This is a genomic window from Lysinibacillus sp. NPDC097868, assembly GCF_044761135.1.
Lineage (GTDB): Bacteria > Bacillota > Bacilli > Bacillales_A > Planococcaceae > Lysinibacillus.
Genome location: NZ_JBIWBS010000001.1, coordinates 2,679,040 through 2,695,417, shown reverse-complemented (window position 1 = coordinate 2,695,417; position 16,378 = coordinate 2,679,040). Strand labels below are relative to the sequence as shown.

Below are 16,378 nucleotides of genomic sequence, written 5' to 3'. Positions count from 1 at the left end.
TTTTATTACCCTAAAATTACGTGAACATCGTACCGAAATTATCTTCCAATTCAATTGAATGGAGGATTTTTTTATGACCAAAAAGTCGGGATTATTTGATGTAGACTTCACACTGACAACTAAGGAACTTACCGCTTCTATCAAAGAAGAAAAGACTGTCACAGCTCGCTACAAGCCCTTTTCAGAAGCGTTAGGAACTATCGTTAATCAAATGGAGGTAAGTGGTTATCGTACTCGTACTATCAAAGATTACAATACAGTTCTGATGAATTTCTCAAAGAGTACAGGGGTTACCTATTTGGAAGAAATCTCAGTAGACACGATTTACTCATGGCTTGAGTGTATGCAGGTGGAGAACCAAACAAAGCTAACACGTCTAAAGGTTCTGAAATCGTTCTTAGGTAAATGTTTCACCAATGGTTGGCTGAGCTTGAACTTTTGGCAATCAGTCAATGTGAAGGTAGATAAGAAGGTTAAGAAGGGAGCAAAGCCTAATGACATTGCTATTCTAGTTTCGTTGATTGACAAAAGTACATTCATTGGTTTAAGAGATGTGACTGCCATTTTAACGATGTACAAGACAGGGATTCGCATTAACACACTAGGACAATTAAATGAGCGACATATTGACTGGGAGAATAAATGCTTGGTGCTAGATGGAGCAGTACTAAAAAACCATCAAGTATTAAAGCTACCGATTGATGACCAGCTTGTGAATCTATACCAAATACTTATTAAATGTAATTATAAGTTGAAGGAACATTACGGTGAAAGTAATTCCAATTTGTTTATTTCATCTAAGGCAACATCATTGAACACGAAGTCAACCAACAATGCTATTTCTAAACAGCTTACTAAGTATGCAAAGCGCTTTGGTTTGGAGAATATTAACGCTCATGCTATTAGGAGAGCATACGCAAAGAACTTGCATGAGAAGGGTGCTGGTGTAGCTTTAATCTCAAAAGCTCTTGGGCATCGCTCACTTGATGTAACGACACTTTACTTAGATTTAGATGTTGAGGAAGTAGCAAAGGATTTGAGGGAGTATCTCTAGGATAATTGATTGTCTATGTTTTAGATTCTATATAATTAGTTTCTGAAACATAGGCAGTCATTTTTGCACCAAGCCGTTGTCCTCAACTCTGGCTTCATGTTGGTGGATGGCGACATCAGTGTCAACAAAAAAATGATGTAAATTGGGTTCTTCACCTGCACTGAAAAATGCAATTGGTCTTACTCGATATATGGGTATATCACTTTCTGTTGGAACAAATTACACAACGCAGTATTTGGATTTAGATGTTGAAGAAGTTGCTAAGAGGTTAAGGGACTTCCTGTGAGGATAAGCGATTATTCTTTAGTCGAAACAATAACAATCCTGGTAATAAAAGTATAAGCCACATGAAATTAGACGGACATATGCGAACACCCCCTTGAAGAAGGGGGGAAGTATAGGTCTGTAAGCCTTTTTTGCTGAAACGTTACCTTGTGTACATTGTGAAGAAGAGGTTAAGACAATTGAAGATAATTATTAAAGAAAAATCAAAGTAGAACTCAAATTCTCAACTATCCATAATTTATGTGGAGTATAATGGCATTTATTATTCATGAAAAAAGGATGACATTTCGTAAAAAATAAAAGAGTTAGAGGTTACAACGAAAAAAATCTGACATTCCAGTGATAACTTTGATAAATTAAGATTTGATAAAATAAATAAGTAGATATTTTATAAGGAAAGATAAAAAACGGTTTAATGGAGAGAAGAATCAAACAAAGTTATTGGGAAATTGTAAAGTATGTTGCTTAGACAGCGTGGTTTTTTATAAAAATAAGAATTTGGTTAAGTGGTAAATTTAGTAATAATAATAATTGGTTTAAATGTTATAATAGTTATATTATGAAAGCAGGAGGGATAATATGGATTTAGAAAATCAAGGTAGATTAAATAGGAGAAATTTTGATATTTCTTTTAATGAACTTTATGATATGTATAAGGATGAGGAATTGATAATTCAACCAGAATTCCAGAGGTTATTCAGATGGTCTGGAAAACAACAATCATTATTTATGGAATCACTACTATTAGATATGCCTGTTCCACCTATATATGTCGATGAACAAGTGGATGGCAGTTATGTCTTAGTAGATGGTTTGCAAAGAATATCTTCATATTTGAATTTTAGAGGAATAGAACTAAATATAGTTAATGAAGAAGCTACTGCTGATTCTAATGAAGAAGATATATACGATGATATAGACGAAGAATTATCTATTATGGATGTTCCACCAGGATTTAAATTAAGTGGGTGTGAAATACGTAAAGATTTAAATGGTAAATCTTATGATGAACTTTCAATAATAGATAGAAGAAATTTGAAACGAGTATTTATTAGAGTAGAAGTTTTAACAAAGGATAATGAAAAATCTGTAAAATATCATATGTTTAAACGATTAAATTCAGGAGGAGCAATGCTTTCTGAACAGGAATTAAGAAATAGTAATATAAGAATGGTAGATAATAGATTTATAGACTTTATTAATGATTTGGCAAAAAACACAGATTTCAAAAATCTTACAAGTTATATGCAGCTTTCAGAAATACAGAAAATGAAGCCAGCTGAAAATGTTTTAAGGTATTTTTTATTTAAAAATAAATTTCTAAATAATGGATATGAAAAAGATAGATTTAAACTCGATGAAGAATTGACATTATATCTAGAAGAAGTAACTGAAAGTAAAGTTGATTTTAATTATGAAATCGAAAAAGAGAATTTTGAAGGTTTGGTTAAGTATTTAAGTGATAATTTTGGACCAGGACTGTTTGGGGGAGTTTCAAAAGCAAGTGAAAGAATTATGAAGAAATTTATACAATATAATTTTGATGGATTCATGCTATACTTTTCTAACGAGAATACTAGAAAAAATACCATTACTCTCGAACAAATTACAAATATTAAAAAAAGTAGCGAATATTTAAGTTATAGAACAGGTGGTATAGAGAAAGTAAAATCAAGAATTAGTTATATTAATTCAAAGTTAGGAGAATAATATATGTCTCTTAATGAAGGAATTAATGCAAATAGTAGTATTATCTTATCGGATGATATGGTAATAATAAAAGAACTAGTTGATTCTGCCGTGAATTTGATAAGGGATGAAATGAATTTTTTAAAGTATTATAATATAGAATTAGAGGATTTGAGAAAAAGAGAATTAAGGTGTTTTGAGAATAACAATGGTTTGTACAAACTTATTTTAAGTGTGTATGCAAGTTATGAGTTTACTGTTAAACGAATGTTTGAATATGTTCTGGAAATAATTGATAAAGAAGAAATTAGTATTTCGGATTTAAATGTTAATATTAAAGCATTATATTTTAAAGAAGATTTAGATGATTTAAGGAAGAAAATTAATCCTCAAAGTCAGCAGAGTAATCAACTAATCAAAGAAGAAATATCCAAAAAAGTTGTAAGGATTTTTAGTCACTTTGAGGAAGATAATGTTTTTACTACAAAAGATAACATGATTAATACAAAATCTAATTTAAAAATAGAAGTTTTACTAGAAATTATTTATTATTTCGATATAGAAAAAAGTTTGATTATGCCTTATGATTCTTACATTAAAACTTTAGTTCATCATAGGAATAATATTGCTCATGGTAATCAGAGATTTGCAGATAGTTTACCTCAATATATCATGCCTATTAATGTACAGAATTATGAGCGGTTATGCGAAGCAATTATTAAATTGATAAATGAATTATATAATCATCTTGAAGTATATGTGAATCAAAAAAAATACCTTAGATAAACTTAAACTCTCAACTTCACCTTAAATACCAGGAAGTTTATGAGTAAGAGTAATGAGCTTTGCTATATATCATTTAGACATAATTTCCGTACCTTCCATAATATAGAATGAAAAAAGTGGATTATCAACTCCTAAAATTACTCTTACAACGCATATTTTAAGTGTCTCGTAGTTAAAAACGTAGTCAATGATTAATTAAAATTACATAAACGCTTCAAAACACTGGTATAATGGTATCTCAATAAGATGTGGGTTCGACTCCTGCAGTCTCCATACTTAGATAGGATAAAAATGCAAACATATCAACAATTTTCAATAATAGGGATATTGAACGGGGGTTGAACTCTTGGGCAATATCCCTTTTCTTAATCCTTACGGAAAAATGACATATTTGAACTATTCTTAGACCTTCTAATTATAAAATTTGGAGGTTTTTTATGTTCAACAGAAAGTAAAAACGGCATATTTGTAGTAGATAGTGAAGCGATAGAAATGATAGAGACAATCAAAATGGGATTTATTACACAAAATGGAGCAGCGGTGAATACGAGTAAATCTTCAAATTGTGCTATCTCAAAACAGTTAAACAAATATTCGAAGCGGTATGGACTTGAGTATATTAATGCTCATGCTATTAGAAGGGCTTTTGCAAAGAACTTACATGACAAGGGAGCCAGTGTGGCTTTAATCAGTAAGGCTCTTGGTCATTCAGATTTAGGTGTCACAACGCAGTATCTTGATTTAGATGTGGAGGAGGTGGCTAAGGATTTAAGGGAGTATATGTAAAATTTCGGATGTCTATAGTTTAGATTCAGTTAATTTCTGAGACAGAGGCAGTAATTTTTACACCAAGTCGTTGTCTTTAATTAGCATTCGTTTCGAGTTAACATGTCGATGCAGTTAATTAAAAAAATTTCAAAAAACCCTGTCAAAAGTAGAAATAGAATATATAATACTAAGTGTGAAGAGTTTTTAGGCACATACAGCAGAACATACATCTCGACAATGAGATAGTGCCTAGTATAGTCAAATAGGTTTTTGAAATCCTTTTAGAGGGGTTTATTCGATTTTGCCTTTTATTTTAAATAATGGGTTTATTAAGAATAGGCTTTTTAAGGATAAGGCTATGCTATGGGTTGTCTGTTGTTATGATAATTTGGTCTAAGAACGCAAGAACGTAAACCAAACATTTCAAATGATAGACACTTTTAAACGCTAGTTTAAGAGTGTCTTTTTATATTCTACAACGATAATAACTGAAAGGACTACTTGTGCAAAAATGGTTTCTTTCAGAACCTCGATTTTCCATCATCAACCTACATTTGAGTATCTTCATGACACCTTTATTACCCTGTTTAAAGAAAGACCCTTATTAAAGAGAGAACAAGAGAGGAGAAAAGAAAATTAATACAAAAATTTTTGTAAAGGTACAGAATAGACTTATTACCGAAGATACAGAATCTCACCTGTCTGTAAATGGATTATATCTATATGTACTGATTAATTCACAACTGAATATTAACAAGACATTTTCTACAAATAGAGATGTTTTGATTCAACAGCTAGAAGGTGTATTTGGTTCTAAGCGAAGTACCGTTGTTGCAAAGCTAAATAGTGCAATGGAAGAGATATTAGAAAAGTCGCCTTTGGTTGTTGATAATTCGGATTGGGAAAATAGTTCGAGTAAAGAGCTATTAACTTTCCGTATGCCTGAGAATCGAGAGAACCATACGCAAGTACCATATGAAGTAATACTGTCGCTGAACGATGTCGATATGCTTTATATCTACGTGTGTGTTGCTCGATGGGCAAATAAAGATAAAGGCTTCTTCAAGTGTCCTTACACACGTTGGGCAAAGTTGCTCCAATGTACAGAGCGCACAGCTAAGAGCAAAATTAAAAAAGCCGTATCTGAGAAAATGATATTCGTTAATAGAGGGAACTACATTGATGGTGTTTCCAAGCAACAAGAGGTTAATGAATACCATATCAATCCCATTCCACAGGAGTCTAAGACTCTTGCTTCTATTTCATATGAAAACGCAGCTAATAGCAAGTATATGGATGGAATCATGGGTTATGATAGCACCCCTCTAAGTGGCAGAAAAGGTATGCAAGAATACGCTGTCCAAGTTGATGAAGCAATAAAAGCCTTCGAGAATATGGACAAATCCTTCTTTCCGAATGATGAGCATTACTATACGCTCGCTGTTGTTCAAAGAAGAAAGAAAACACACCTACTAGCACCTGAGGAAGAGAAATTACTTGAAGTGGCAGAACGTAGAATTAAAATTCTATCGACTAACGGAAAGCTAAAAGGCATTGTCCAAGAAAAGATTGAACGGGCAAAATATAAGGTTAGTCAAATTAGTAAAACTGATATTTTATTCGTAACTTATCAAGACAAAATAAAACAGAAATCACCTAATAATCATCAGAATATGAACTCTATTGAAAGAGCCGTAGTACAAGTTGATGACCTATTTGGTGATGATTAGAGAAGGAGTTCAAAACATGACAACAAAAGAAAATGAAATTTTAGCCCCTGAGTATTTAATGCAAAAGGCAGAGAGAGGGCTAGAAATGTATGAAGATTTACTAGAAGAAGGTTTAGTGACTGAGGGGCAAGAGGTAGAAGTAATGACACTTTTCAATAGCTGTTATTCACGATACATTGATACCAAATATGGACATAAGGCTTGGTATATTAAAAAGGAATATCCCTATGATTCTCCCGAACATTTTGTTTGGTCGATACTTATTGAGAAACCTGATTTTTGGACAAAATGGATAAATCAAACTATGAGGTATGGAGAGAGTGGTTGGGAACCTAATTACCGCCCTACTATTGACCGCTTAGATGATTCTAAAGGTTATTTTTTATATAACATTCAAGTGTTGAGTTTTAGAAATAACGCTCTAAAGAATAACCAATTTGTTTTTTTATAATGATTTAAGCACATCACAATTACGTGGTGTGCTTTTTCTGTTCCGCCTTCTCAGAACGCTCTTAGATGGTTCGAGATATAGATAGACGGATTCTCGGTTATATTTAAATTCAAATTGCCTGCTGTCCAGTTCAATGCAGGCGGTAGAGCCTACCTTAGTACTATTCGTTTTTGTTATCAGTATAGATTACATATCATTATGTTACTTATTGGAATTTTATTCCATATAAGTTTAAATTGTGATAAACTTATATTAAGTCATAGAATAGGAGGGGAAGGTTGCTACAAAATGTTGCCCAATGGACAACATTTTGTAATCATTTCAATGTATGTCGAGATGATATTGAATGAGCATACATTGAAACCTTTAGAGTAGAAATATGGGTGGAAAATCAAACTTTTTAGAAGGGGTGATAGTAATGACAGGAATAAGTGAAGTACCAAAGGTCAATTCTGAATATGCGAAATCTGTAATAAAAGCTATGTTTTTAGTTAGTGATGGGCAAATCTATGAAACTTTAGAACAAGCAATGGATGCTTACGAAAGGGTTTCTAAAAGATTTTCTGTTGAAGAAATAGATGCTCTAGGGCGACTTTATGATAAGGAGAACCCGATAACTTTTGCTGGAATCATTAGTTCGAATTATAAAATAGTTCAACTCGTGTTTTTAGAGAAAATAGGAGAATCAAAAGACGATTTAGAGCCGTTAAGTGACCAAGAATTAAAAGATTTGATTGTGGAAAAGATTTTAGATGAACAATACAGAAAACGTGCGGAAAAGCTTTTTTTCATACAACAATAGAAATATTAAATGAAGATTTAAAAGCATACTTGAAAAAGTGTGCTTTTTGTCTTAATCCAAAGCTCAGACCAAAGCTATAAACCGTTTAGAAGTATTGAATAGAGTAGGTGGGTTGTTGTTGCTACCAAACAATGAGCTTGCAACAACAAAACAGGTAGCTAAGTTCTATGGTGTTGACCAAATAGGTAATCAGACAAATCAATCAGCTAAATCGTGAGGAGCTTGAAGTAAACGGTGTAAAAGTAAAGAAATTCGCTGAGTTTAGTGAAGTTTTTAATAAGGAGAAGTGGTGTATATGTCAAAATATTTGAATTTGCCCTCGATGAAATTTAAGTTGGGTGATAAAGTTCGATTCACAATCAATGGCAATGAAATGATTGGAATAGTTGAAATAGCAGACTATGGCGGTTCGATGGAAAATGATTTCCATTCGTATGATATTTTCGTTGCTGAAGACAATTGTTTGTATAAGCATATTCCTGAAGAAGTTTGTGGAATTACTTGCTAACAAGCCTATGCGAAAGTGATATACTCGTATTTCCATGATAGGCAGGTAAAGACCAACAGGGGGCAAAAGGAATACATTGAACTTATCAGAAAAGCAAAAGGAACAGATAATGAGAACTTTATTAAGTTGCTACTAACAGATGTCCAATGGACAACATTCCATATGCACTTTAAAGCAAGTCGTGACGACATAGAGAGAGTGTACAGTGGTGTACAGCATTTAATATATGACTTCCTAGCACAGTATCACAATTAGTGGTGCTTTTTTTATTGTATGGTATTATTTAGTCTATATAGTTATTTTCGGGGTGATACGATGGGGAGAAGTTTTTATGACTTTCAAGTGCAAATGGGGTTCAAAGAGGTAAGTGATGTTTTTCAATATGAAGATGTATCAACTAAAATGAAGAATCAATTTATCTTCATGGTAGAAAAAATAGTAGAAGAAATTTCTGAAAGGTATTATAAAGTTGAATTTTGGCAAAAAGTAATTAATAGAATCAATGTGGAATATGGAAAAAGCGTTAGGACAATTGTAAATCCCGAAGAAAAAGTTCATGAAGCATTTCAAAAGTTAAATAACGAAGAATCATTGTATTTTTTTGAACTAATGCTTGAAGAAATGGATGATTATTTATCATTTGATTATGATGAGTTTGTCAAAAGAGTAAATAAACTCTTTCTTGAAAATTCATTTGGCTATGAATTTGTTGAAGGGCAAATGATTAGAATTGATAGCAAGTTTATTCATCAAGAGGTAATAATGAACGCTATCCAATTGTTGTATGAAGTTGAATTTGAAAGTGCTTCAACTGAGTATATGCAAGCATTTAATGATTACAAAAATGGAAATCTAAAAGGTTCTATCACAAATGCAGGGAAAGCATTTGAAAGTACTATGAAGATTATTTGTGAAGAATTGAATTACTCGTATAAACAAAGTGATAATGCTAAGAAGTTAATTTCAACTTTGATGAATAAAGAGTTTATCCCAAGTTATTTGCAGACACACTTTAGCGGATTAAGTAACACTTTAGAAAGTGGCTTACCAACTGTAAGGAATAAACATTCACATGGCGATGGAGTAATTGAAGTTGAAGTAACCGATAAGATTGTTCGATATGCACTAAATCTATGTGCCACAAATATTGTGCTTTTAGTTGAAATCTACAATGAATATATTCATCAAGGATAGCACGTATAGCAAAGCGAACCTGTTACCATAACTCGACACGATAACGTTTGACTGCTTCAATTCATTTTGAAGTGGTCTTTCTTTTTATCTGAATAGCAGCACTCTTTTGGACAATTAATTAATTTAGTGGTTTGCGTGAAGTAGGAGCAACCAACTGGACAATTAAGTGTGATTAGTGGGCATCTAACGAAAGAGTGATACGATAACGAATTGTACGAATAACGTGTGTTTTAAGAGAATGGATGACCATTCAATTATCGAAAATCTTGCTTTTCATAACTTTAGGATGTATACTAAATTAGTAAAAAATTACATGAACGGTTGTGAATAGGATGGAAGAAAAAGTAATTAAATTTAATCGAGCAATCAAGAAGCACGAAGTAAGCAAAGCGGTACAGGAACAAATTAATAAAAAGTCAAAAATGTATGAGAGCGACTTCAAACGATTCCAACAGTATGCAGAACAGCAAGACCTTGAGTTGTCATTTGAAACACTTGAAGCATACTTATTACATACAGTTAAAACAGGTCTTAAACTCAGTACCTTCAATCGTAGGTCAGCGAGTGTAAAGCATTTCTTAGTCCATGAACTAGGTCAAGTTGAAACAGAGGATAGTAAGCAGACAATAGCAATGATACGCCAAAAGTACAATGATGTTGATTATGCAGAGGGAAAACAAGTGAATGGTCAAGTAGCCCAACCGAAAGATGAAGTGTTGGCTATGATTGATAAACTTGACACAAGAGCGAAAGCAATTTCTTTATTCAATCTGATAACAGCATGTAGACCTAGTGAAATGGTTACAATCCAAGTGAAGCACATTGACCTAAAGAATCGCTCGGTCAATGTTTACTTAAAGAAGCAAAAGGAATGGCATACGAAACGATTAACATTAGAAGCGGTCAATGCAATCAAAGACTATATCAATGCTTATTGTTTGGAATTAGAAAGTTATCTTGTAGGTAAGGTAGATAAGCACAACAATTACACAAGCGTTGAAGTGTCTGACATTGCTTATCGTAAGTCGATTCATAGGTGGCTAGGGTTCGCACCATACACACTACGCAAGACACAAGTTTCAGCAATGCACGAAGCAGGGGCAGACCTAGCGACAATTGCAAAGCAAAGTGGTCACAAAAACCTTGAAACTATCAATAGACATTATCTTTCTGTTAATGATAGAACGGTTGACAAATATTTATGATGAGAGAATACATGTTGAATCCCAAAATATTTAAAAATAATAAAGTATGGTATCTATTAATTGCTGTTGCATCTCTTTCAAATCCATTACTAATGCTAAATAAGGTTCTTTTCGCTTTTATTTTAATGTGTATCTTTTTAGTTAGTCCATTTTTTATGAGTAAATTATTAAGTAGAATTTACAGAGAGAAATTCGAAGTGAAAATATATGTATCTTATATAAAAATGATGTTTTATTTATTTGGTGTACTTCTAATGGCACAATTTATTGAGAGGTATTTTAATCCTAATAATCCGTGGATTGTAATTATATTTTGTTGGTTGATGTTCGGGATATTATTAGTTTGGTTGGTTGAAAATTTAATAATACTAACTAAGCAATTACAAAGGATGATTAGAAAAAAAGAAAAATCTAAAAAGTCTATTTATTATTGTTTAGCAATGATAATTCTTGTATTTATAGCACCAGATGTAACTTTTGGTTATGGATATCAAATCTTTTTCTCGATAATGTATAATATCGAATTTCAAAATTTTTTAGAGAGTTTCTATTTAAGTTTCGTTGTTACCTACACACTTCCAGTAGCAGATGAAAAATTATTATCACACATTGATTTAATTAATAAAGAGTTTGTTCTATATACATATCAAATGGTACAAATCTATTTTAAAAGGATTTTAGATATCGTATTAATTGCTTTAATAGTAGGGTATTTGCAAGATTTAATTAAAGGTGATTTAAAAGGTACTGTTAAATAAAATTCACATTTTAATTAGACTTGAACTAGAGGTCAATGAGTTACTGCGAGAGCGACTAAGCCACCTATGATAGCCTGTTAGTGACCTTGTGTGCGTCCAGAGAAGTCGAGTTAAATATTGGTCAGTGGAGGTCGAAAGTTTGTCACAGAGCCATTTCAAGTGTTACAGGGCAAGGCTTTGGTAGGGGGTATTTTCCGATGTTTTGATGATGGTGAATGAAGAATCTAAGCTACCTACTACACTCACACCAAAAGGAAAATAAAGTAATGCGATTAGAAATTGGAAAGAAATCTATAAATGGGAATTAGAAGAATATATAAGAAATCGGAGTTTTATTTAATAGTATATCGATATTTATTAATGACTTGAAATGGTATTATAATACTAATGAAAATATATGGAAATTGTCATCAAGAATATTATTTTATTGAAATATAAAAGTAAGAAATATAAACATAACTTTTTTTACGTATGAAGGTATTGGTTTTCTTTCTTAAAATATTTTTATCTTAAATAAAATATAAAAAATTGTATGTTGTGGAGTGTATAAAATGGGAGCATTTATAAAAGAAAGTAAAAGAGTCATTAGGGATGCAATTAATAATAATAAGCTTATTATATTTGTTGGAGCGGGTGTTTCTGCAAACTCTGGATTACCATCTTGGTGGGATTTAGTTGAAAAGTTTACTGATGGTCTAGGGATTGATACAGAAAGTATAACCCAAGATGATTTTTTGAAGATTCCACAATATTATTATAATGAGAGAGGTAACAAAGAATATTATGACATAATAAATAAAGTATTTAATGTCTCTGTAAAATCAAATCCAATACACTCATTATTATTAGAATTACAGCCAAGTCATTTTATAACTACTAATTATGACGAACTAATTGAAGATGCAGCAAGAGAAAAAGGTATTTTTTTCGATGTTGTCTCAAAAGACGAAGATTTACCGTTCACACCAAATAATAATATGATAATAAAAATGCATGGAGACTTAAAAAATAAAAATATTGTCCTTAAAGAGGACGATTATTTGTCTTATTCTAATGAATTCAAACTTATTGAACATTATATTAAAGCCTTGTTATCTACACATGTTATTTTGTTTGTAGGTTATTCTTTAAAAGACTATAATGTTAAATTAATTTTTCAATGGGTTAAGGACATTTTAAAAAAAGATTTTCAACCAGCTTATTTTTTAAATATTGATGAAAAGCCAGATGTAGATTTACTTGAGTTTCATTATTATAGAAATCGAGGATTAAATATATTAAATTATTCTGATTTAGAAAAGGAACCAGAGTATACATTTTTGGATTGTACTGAATTAACTAATATAAAAGGAAAAAAAACTTATTCATTTTTAAATTACTTAAAAAAACCTAATGAATACAAGGAGTTAGATTTAGAATATTTTTATTCTAAACTAAAAGAATTTGACCAATTAAATCGAGTGCGCTTTAAAGATATTAAAAGGGCATTAGATATTGAATTTAGCTATAGAATAGAAAGACATTTTCTAATACTTCATGATGATTTATTAAAACCGTTTATAACGGATTTAATTTCTATTGAAGAGAACCAAGAAGAAAATGAAATTAATAAGAATCATAAATATAACATAGTATGCGATATTTTTAGAAAAGCAAAAATAGAAGGTTTTAAAATACAAGGAAAAGAAAATGATGATTTTTTATATGAATTTAAACAAAGTAAGAGTATTAATTTCAAAAATGATGACCAATTCATAAAATTAATTTTAGAATTTGATTACATAGGTTTAAAAGAATGGACTGAAGAGATTTCTGATGGCGTTGTAATAGAAGGTAATGAAATTTTATTTTTACAAAAAGCCTTTGCCTTATATAAAACTCAAAATTTTTATGAGGCATATAAGTTGTTAAAAAGGATATCTGACTCTACATTTTTTAATAAAAACTATATGTTATATTTTATTTCAGAATTTAATAGGGAAAATATCGGTAAACTAATTTCGACGAATATTTTTATATATATTAATGAAACTCTGAGAAATGAAATAAGAAATGAAGTTAAGAAAATAGATTTGGAAAATATTTATTTAAACTTACCTAAAGTATCTAGAAAGAATATAGAATTTTTAAGAGAAATTAATAACTTCAATTATATATATTCTACAATATATAAAGTTGCAAACTTATCAAAAAAAGTAGAAGAAGAGATGAATACGGTATTTGTTGGATTACCTAAAGAGGGGAAAATTCATGAACTGCAAAATGAAGTTGAGTTTTTTTGGGAATATATAAATTATAACTTTTTAATGGTTGAAAACTTCACAGAAGTACATGAAATTTACAAATATTATATTGAGGGGACTTTAAAGAGTATTTTGTTTTCTGAAGATACAATAGATAAAAATACTCTCTTTGGAATAGAAGGAGAGATTATTAAATTAAATGAATTGGATTATTTTTCTTTCTATCTAATGGTATCATTCTTCAAAAGCAAAGAACTTAAAAGTCTTTTTAAAAAACTAGATGTTGAAATTATTCCAATCAGAAACGAAGATTGTAATTATATTATTAGTAATTTTATCAATTTAATAAATTCTAAATATTCTAATGCAAATTCCGAGGTAAATAATAAGATAGATAATATATTAATTATATTGTCAAAAATTAATGTGGGAAAAGCTGAATTTAAGTTAATTATTGAAAATATGATTAGGTTAATTAATTCTAAAAAAGTGACAGAAGATAATATTGTAAACTTTGGAAACCTTATTGTTTCTGTATATAATCAATTCAAAGAAAATTTAGATGTTGAGAGCTTGGACGAACTCTTGAATTCATTATTAAGAAAAATTATTGAAGATAATAAAATATCTAATTCAAACAGATTTAATCAAATTATTGATAATATAGTAAATATAATCAAAAGTTTGAACCCTAAATACATTTCTGATAATTTACAGCTAATAAATATACTTACTGTTGGTCTTGATTTTTCTAATAGGCCTCTAAAAGGAGTAATAATTTCTGTATTTAAAATATTAAATAGTAATTTGAAGGTAAAAGTAAGACGAGCTATTAATAAGAAATTAAAGCAAGAATTTTGTATGGAACTTTATCATGATGCTTTAATGGAGGGAGTTATTAAAAGGAACTCAGAATATGAAGAATTACTAATTATTGAAATTGATAAAATAATAGAACGTAATAAATTTAAGACTATATATTCATTTCCTGACCCTATTGATAGAGTTTTAGAAATGACTGTTAACTTGTTGATTAATAACTTATTAATTAATCCAGCTTTGTTTAGTAAATATAAGGGGTTAAATGATAAGTTTGATTTATTTATAGATATAAATAACTTTGATTTTGAAAAGTTTAAGTTTGAATGGATAAGTGAGTTCTCTGATAGGATACATGAAAAAATATCAAAAGTAAGTGTGGCGAGAGATGTTATAAAAGAAAAATTTAAAAAACTTATAATGGAAGGAAATATTAGTAAGGAGTCGAAAATTATATATTTTAAGTATTACGATTAAATTTGTTCTTTTGAAGTTTTTATATATGGTTATTTAGCGAAGTGAAATTTAGGTATTAAAAGTGCAGTATTAAAGAACTTGTTGAGAAAGAGAAGTAGGCTTATCAGAAGGATATATTGATGGTATTATTGATTCAAAGATAATTTCGGTCTAAGAACGTAATTTGACCGAATCCCTAGTACGAATTGAATACGTCTCAAACGCATGGTATGACCGTGTTATCTCAGTAGCTCAGCAGGATAGAGCAACGGCCTTCTAAGCCGTCGGTCGGGGGTTCGAATCCCTCCTGGGACGTCAATTGCTTATCGTAGGTTGATTTTTAACCGAAAAGAAAAACGCTTGAAACCTTGAGAATACTGGGTTTTGGGCGTTTTTTTATTTATCTAAAGAATATCGAGAATCGCATTGAATAACATATAAAATTTAATCTTGGTAGGCGAAATGTAGGCTTTGTAGGCAAAAAAAAGTTAAGAGCTAAACATACTGATTGCAATAGTTTCATCTCGCTCTTCCATTTCTTTTAAAACATGTGCGTAGTGATCCAAGGTCGTCTGGATGTCTGCATGTCCTAACCGCTTTGATACGGAATGAATATTAGCGCCTTTATATAACAATACACTTGCATGAGTATGTCTCAATCCATGCATAGTGATAGGACCAAAACCTAAATCGATTAAAGTGTTTTTTAGTAATTTATTTGCACCTTCATTGGTAACTGTTTTTATTGCAGTTTGGCGATAAAAAACTAAATTATATTCATTACTAGGCATTGCTACTATTAACTTTTTCATTGCGGACATAACTTTTTTATCGATTAAAATAGTTCGCTCAGATTGGGAATTTTTTAATGGTCCAAAACCACTACCATCTTTATAGTCCCAAGCTCGATAAATATATATTGAATTGTTCTTGAAATCAAAGCAATCTGTAGTTAATCCTACCAATTCACCGAAACGCATACCAGATACAAGACCCAATAGTATTAAATGATATGTTGATGTTATAGTTGAAAGTTTATCAAATAGAGTATTGTAAAATATATTTGATTCGTTAAAGTTAAGATGTTTTTCATCATCCTTTTTAGCAGCTACAGTAGCGTTAAACTCTGCTTTTCTGGTAAAATCAATAGTTAAATAACCTTCTTCGATGGCATCTCTTACACAGGCTCTTACATGTGTATTTAGCTTCCGCACAGTTTCTTTTGTTCTTCCTTTTCCATAATCATTTAAAAATTTCTGATAATCAGATCTACTAATTTTTTGTATGGGCGTATCAGCAAAATGTTCCTTAATTCTTTCAAAAGAGTTTAAATAACGGCTATAAGTATTCTTATGTTTATTAACCTTATATAACTCTATCCAGTCATGAAAATACTGTGAAAAAGGCTTTTCTTTAACGATTACTTGGTTCCCTTTTTTTAAAGATAATTCTACTTCTGCTGCTGCAATTTGAGCTTCACGTTTGGTGTTAAATCCGCCTTTAATTATAGGCCTTCTCTTTCCATCAGCATATCGATTTATTGTATATTCCCAACTACTTCCTCGATTTCGAATACTAGCCATTAAAATTCTCCTTTCGGTATTTTAGAAAAGAGCAAGCGATGAAAGCC

12 protein-coding genes, 1 tRNA gene and 1 pseudogene are annotated in these 16,378 nt (G+C 30.7%); 13 read left to right on the top strand and 1 reads right to left on the bottom strand.

The window, feature by feature from the left end; all coding sequences use genetic code 11:
* Window positions 1–73: 73 nt before the first annotated feature.
* The 13 genes and pseudogenes from ACIQXJ_RS13585 (at window position 74) to ACIQXJ_RS13525 (ending at window position 15,063) form a co-directional block, all read left to right on the top strand.
* Window positions 74–1,054, top strand: a complete 981-nt coding sequence (locus ACIQXJ_RS13585; protein ID WP_402763770.1) for a tyrosine-type recombinase/integrase — start codon at window positions 74–76, stop codon at window positions 1,052–1,054.
* 864 nt (window positions 1,055–1,918) lie between these two features.
* A complete protein-coding gene (locus tag ACIQXJ_RS13580; RefSeq protein ID WP_402763773.1) occupies window positions 1,919–3,049 on the top strand; it encodes a GmrSD restriction endonuclease domain-containing protein in 1,131 nt (376 codons plus the stop codon).
* 3 nt (window positions 3,050–3,052) lie between these two features.
* Entirely contained in the window at window positions 3,053–3,814 is a 762-nt protein-coding gene (locus tag ACIQXJ_RS13575; RefSeq protein ID WP_402763776.1) for an MAE_28990/MAE_18760 family HEPN-like nuclease, read from the top strand.
* A 516-nt stretch (window positions 3,815–4,330) separates the two neighbouring features.
* Window positions 4,331–4,600 (top strand): annotated as a pseudogene (locus ACIQXJ_RS13570) (tyrosine-type recombinase/integrase); the annotation flags it as partial.
* 764 nt (window positions 4,601–5,364) lie between these two features.
* Complete coding sequence (locus ACIQXJ_RS13565; protein ID WP_403054456.1) at window positions 5,365–6,312, top strand: hypothetical protein; 948 nt, start codon at window positions 5,365–5,367, stop codon at window positions 6,310–6,312.
* Window positions 6,313–6,328: 16 nt separating this feature from the next.
* Window positions 6,329–6,763 carry a hypothetical protein gene (locus ACIQXJ_RS13560; RefSeq protein ID WP_402763781.1) on the top strand — a complete coding sequence of 145 codons (435 nt, stop codon included), beginning with the start codon at window positions 6,329–6,331 and terminating at the stop codon, window positions 6,761–6,763.
* A 418-nt stretch (window positions 6,764–7,181) separates the two neighbouring features.
* Entirely contained in the window at window positions 7,182–7,565 is a 384-nt protein-coding gene (locus ACIQXJ_RS13555) for a hypothetical protein (protein ID WP_403054454.1), read from the top strand.
* Between the two features lie 295 nt (window positions 7,566–7,860).
* On the top strand, window positions 7,861–8,073 hold the full coding sequence (locus ACIQXJ_RS13550; protein ID WP_402763786.1) for a hypothetical protein: 213 nt from the start codon (window positions 7,861–7,863) through the stop codon (window positions 8,071–8,073).
* A gap of 315 nt (window positions 8,074–8,388) precedes the next feature.
* Window positions 8,389–9,267 carry an STM4504/CBY_0614 family protein gene (locus tag ACIQXJ_RS13545; RefSeq protein ID WP_403054453.1) on the top strand — a complete coding sequence of 293 codons (879 nt, stop codon included), beginning with the start codon at window positions 8,389–8,391 and terminating at the stop codon, window positions 9,265–9,267.
* Between the two features lie 332 nt (window positions 9,268–9,599).
* A complete protein-coding gene (locus tag ACIQXJ_RS13540; protein WP_402763792.1) occupies window positions 9,600–10,472 on the top strand; it encodes a tyrosine-type recombinase/integrase in 873 nt (290 codons plus the stop codon).
* 11 nt (window positions 10,473–10,483) lie between these two features.
* The gene (locus ACIQXJ_RS13535; protein ID WP_402763795.1) at window positions 10,484–11,230 is read left to right on the top strand and encodes a hypothetical protein; all 747 of its coding nucleotides are present in this window, start codon (window positions 10,484–10,486) and stop codon (window positions 11,228–11,230) included.
* A gap of 551 nt (window positions 11,231–11,781) precedes the next feature.
* The gene (locus ACIQXJ_RS13530; RefSeq protein WP_402763798.1) at window positions 11,782–14,769 is read left to right on the top strand and encodes an SIR2 family protein; all 2,988 of its coding nucleotides are present in this window, start codon (window positions 11,782–11,784) and stop codon (window positions 14,767–14,769) included.
* 221 nt (window positions 14,770–14,990) lie between these two features.
* Window positions 14,991–15,063, top strand: a tRNA-Arg gene (locus ACIQXJ_RS13525).
* A 173-nt stretch (window positions 15,064–15,236) separates the two neighbouring features.
* On the opposite strand, the gene ACIQXJ_RS13520 is transcribed toward ACIQXJ_RS13525, so the two are convergent.
* On the bottom strand, window positions 15,237–16,331 hold the full coding sequence (locus ACIQXJ_RS13520; RefSeq protein ID WP_403054451.1) for a site-specific integrase: 1,095 nt from the start codon (window positions 16,329–16,331) through the stop codon (window positions 15,237–15,239).
* Window positions 16,332–16,378: the final 47 nt, after the last annotated feature.

Coding starts and splice junctions, on each gene's coding strand:
- ACIQXJ_RS13550 (WP_402763786.1), top strand. CDS start 7,861: ATGTCAAAATATTTGAATTTGCCCTCGATGAAATTTAAGTTGGGTGAT.
- ACIQXJ_RS13575 (WP_402763776.1), top strand. CDS start 3,053: ATGTCTCTTAATGAAGGAATTAATGCAAATAGTAGTATTATCTTATCG.
- ACIQXJ_RS13585 (WP_402763770.1), top strand. CDS start 74: ATGACCAAAAAGTCGGGATTATTTGATGTAGACTTCACACTGACAACT.
- ACIQXJ_RS13580 (WP_402763773.1), top strand. CDS start 1,919: ATGGATTTAGAAAATCAAGGTAGATTAAATAGGAGAAATTTTGATATT.
- ACIQXJ_RS13555 (WP_403054454.1), top strand. CDS start 7,182: ATGACAGGAATAAGTGAAGTACCAAAGGTCAATTCTGAATATGCGAAA.
- ACIQXJ_RS13530 (WP_402763798.1), top strand. CDS start 11,782: ATGGGAGCATTTATAAAAGAAAGTAAAAGAGTCATTAGGGATGCAATT.
- ACIQXJ_RS13535 (WP_402763795.1), top strand. CDS start 10,484: ATGTTGAATCCCAAAATATTTAAAAATAATAAAGTATGGTATCTATTA.
- ACIQXJ_RS13545 (WP_403054453.1), top strand. CDS start 8,389: ATGGGGAGAAGTTTTTATGACTTTCAAGTGCAAATGGGGTTCAAAGAG.
- ACIQXJ_RS13560 (WP_402763781.1), top strand. CDS start 6,329: ATGACAACAAAAGAAAATGAAATTTTAGCCCCTGAGTATTTAATGCAA.
- ACIQXJ_RS13540 (WP_402763792.1), top strand. CDS start 9,600: ATGGAAGAAAAAGTAATTAAATTTAATCGAGCAATCAAGAAGCACGAA.
- ACIQXJ_RS13520 (WP_403054451.1), bottom strand. CDS start 16,331: ATGGCTAGTATTCGAAATCGAGGAAGTAGTTGGGAATATACAATAAAT.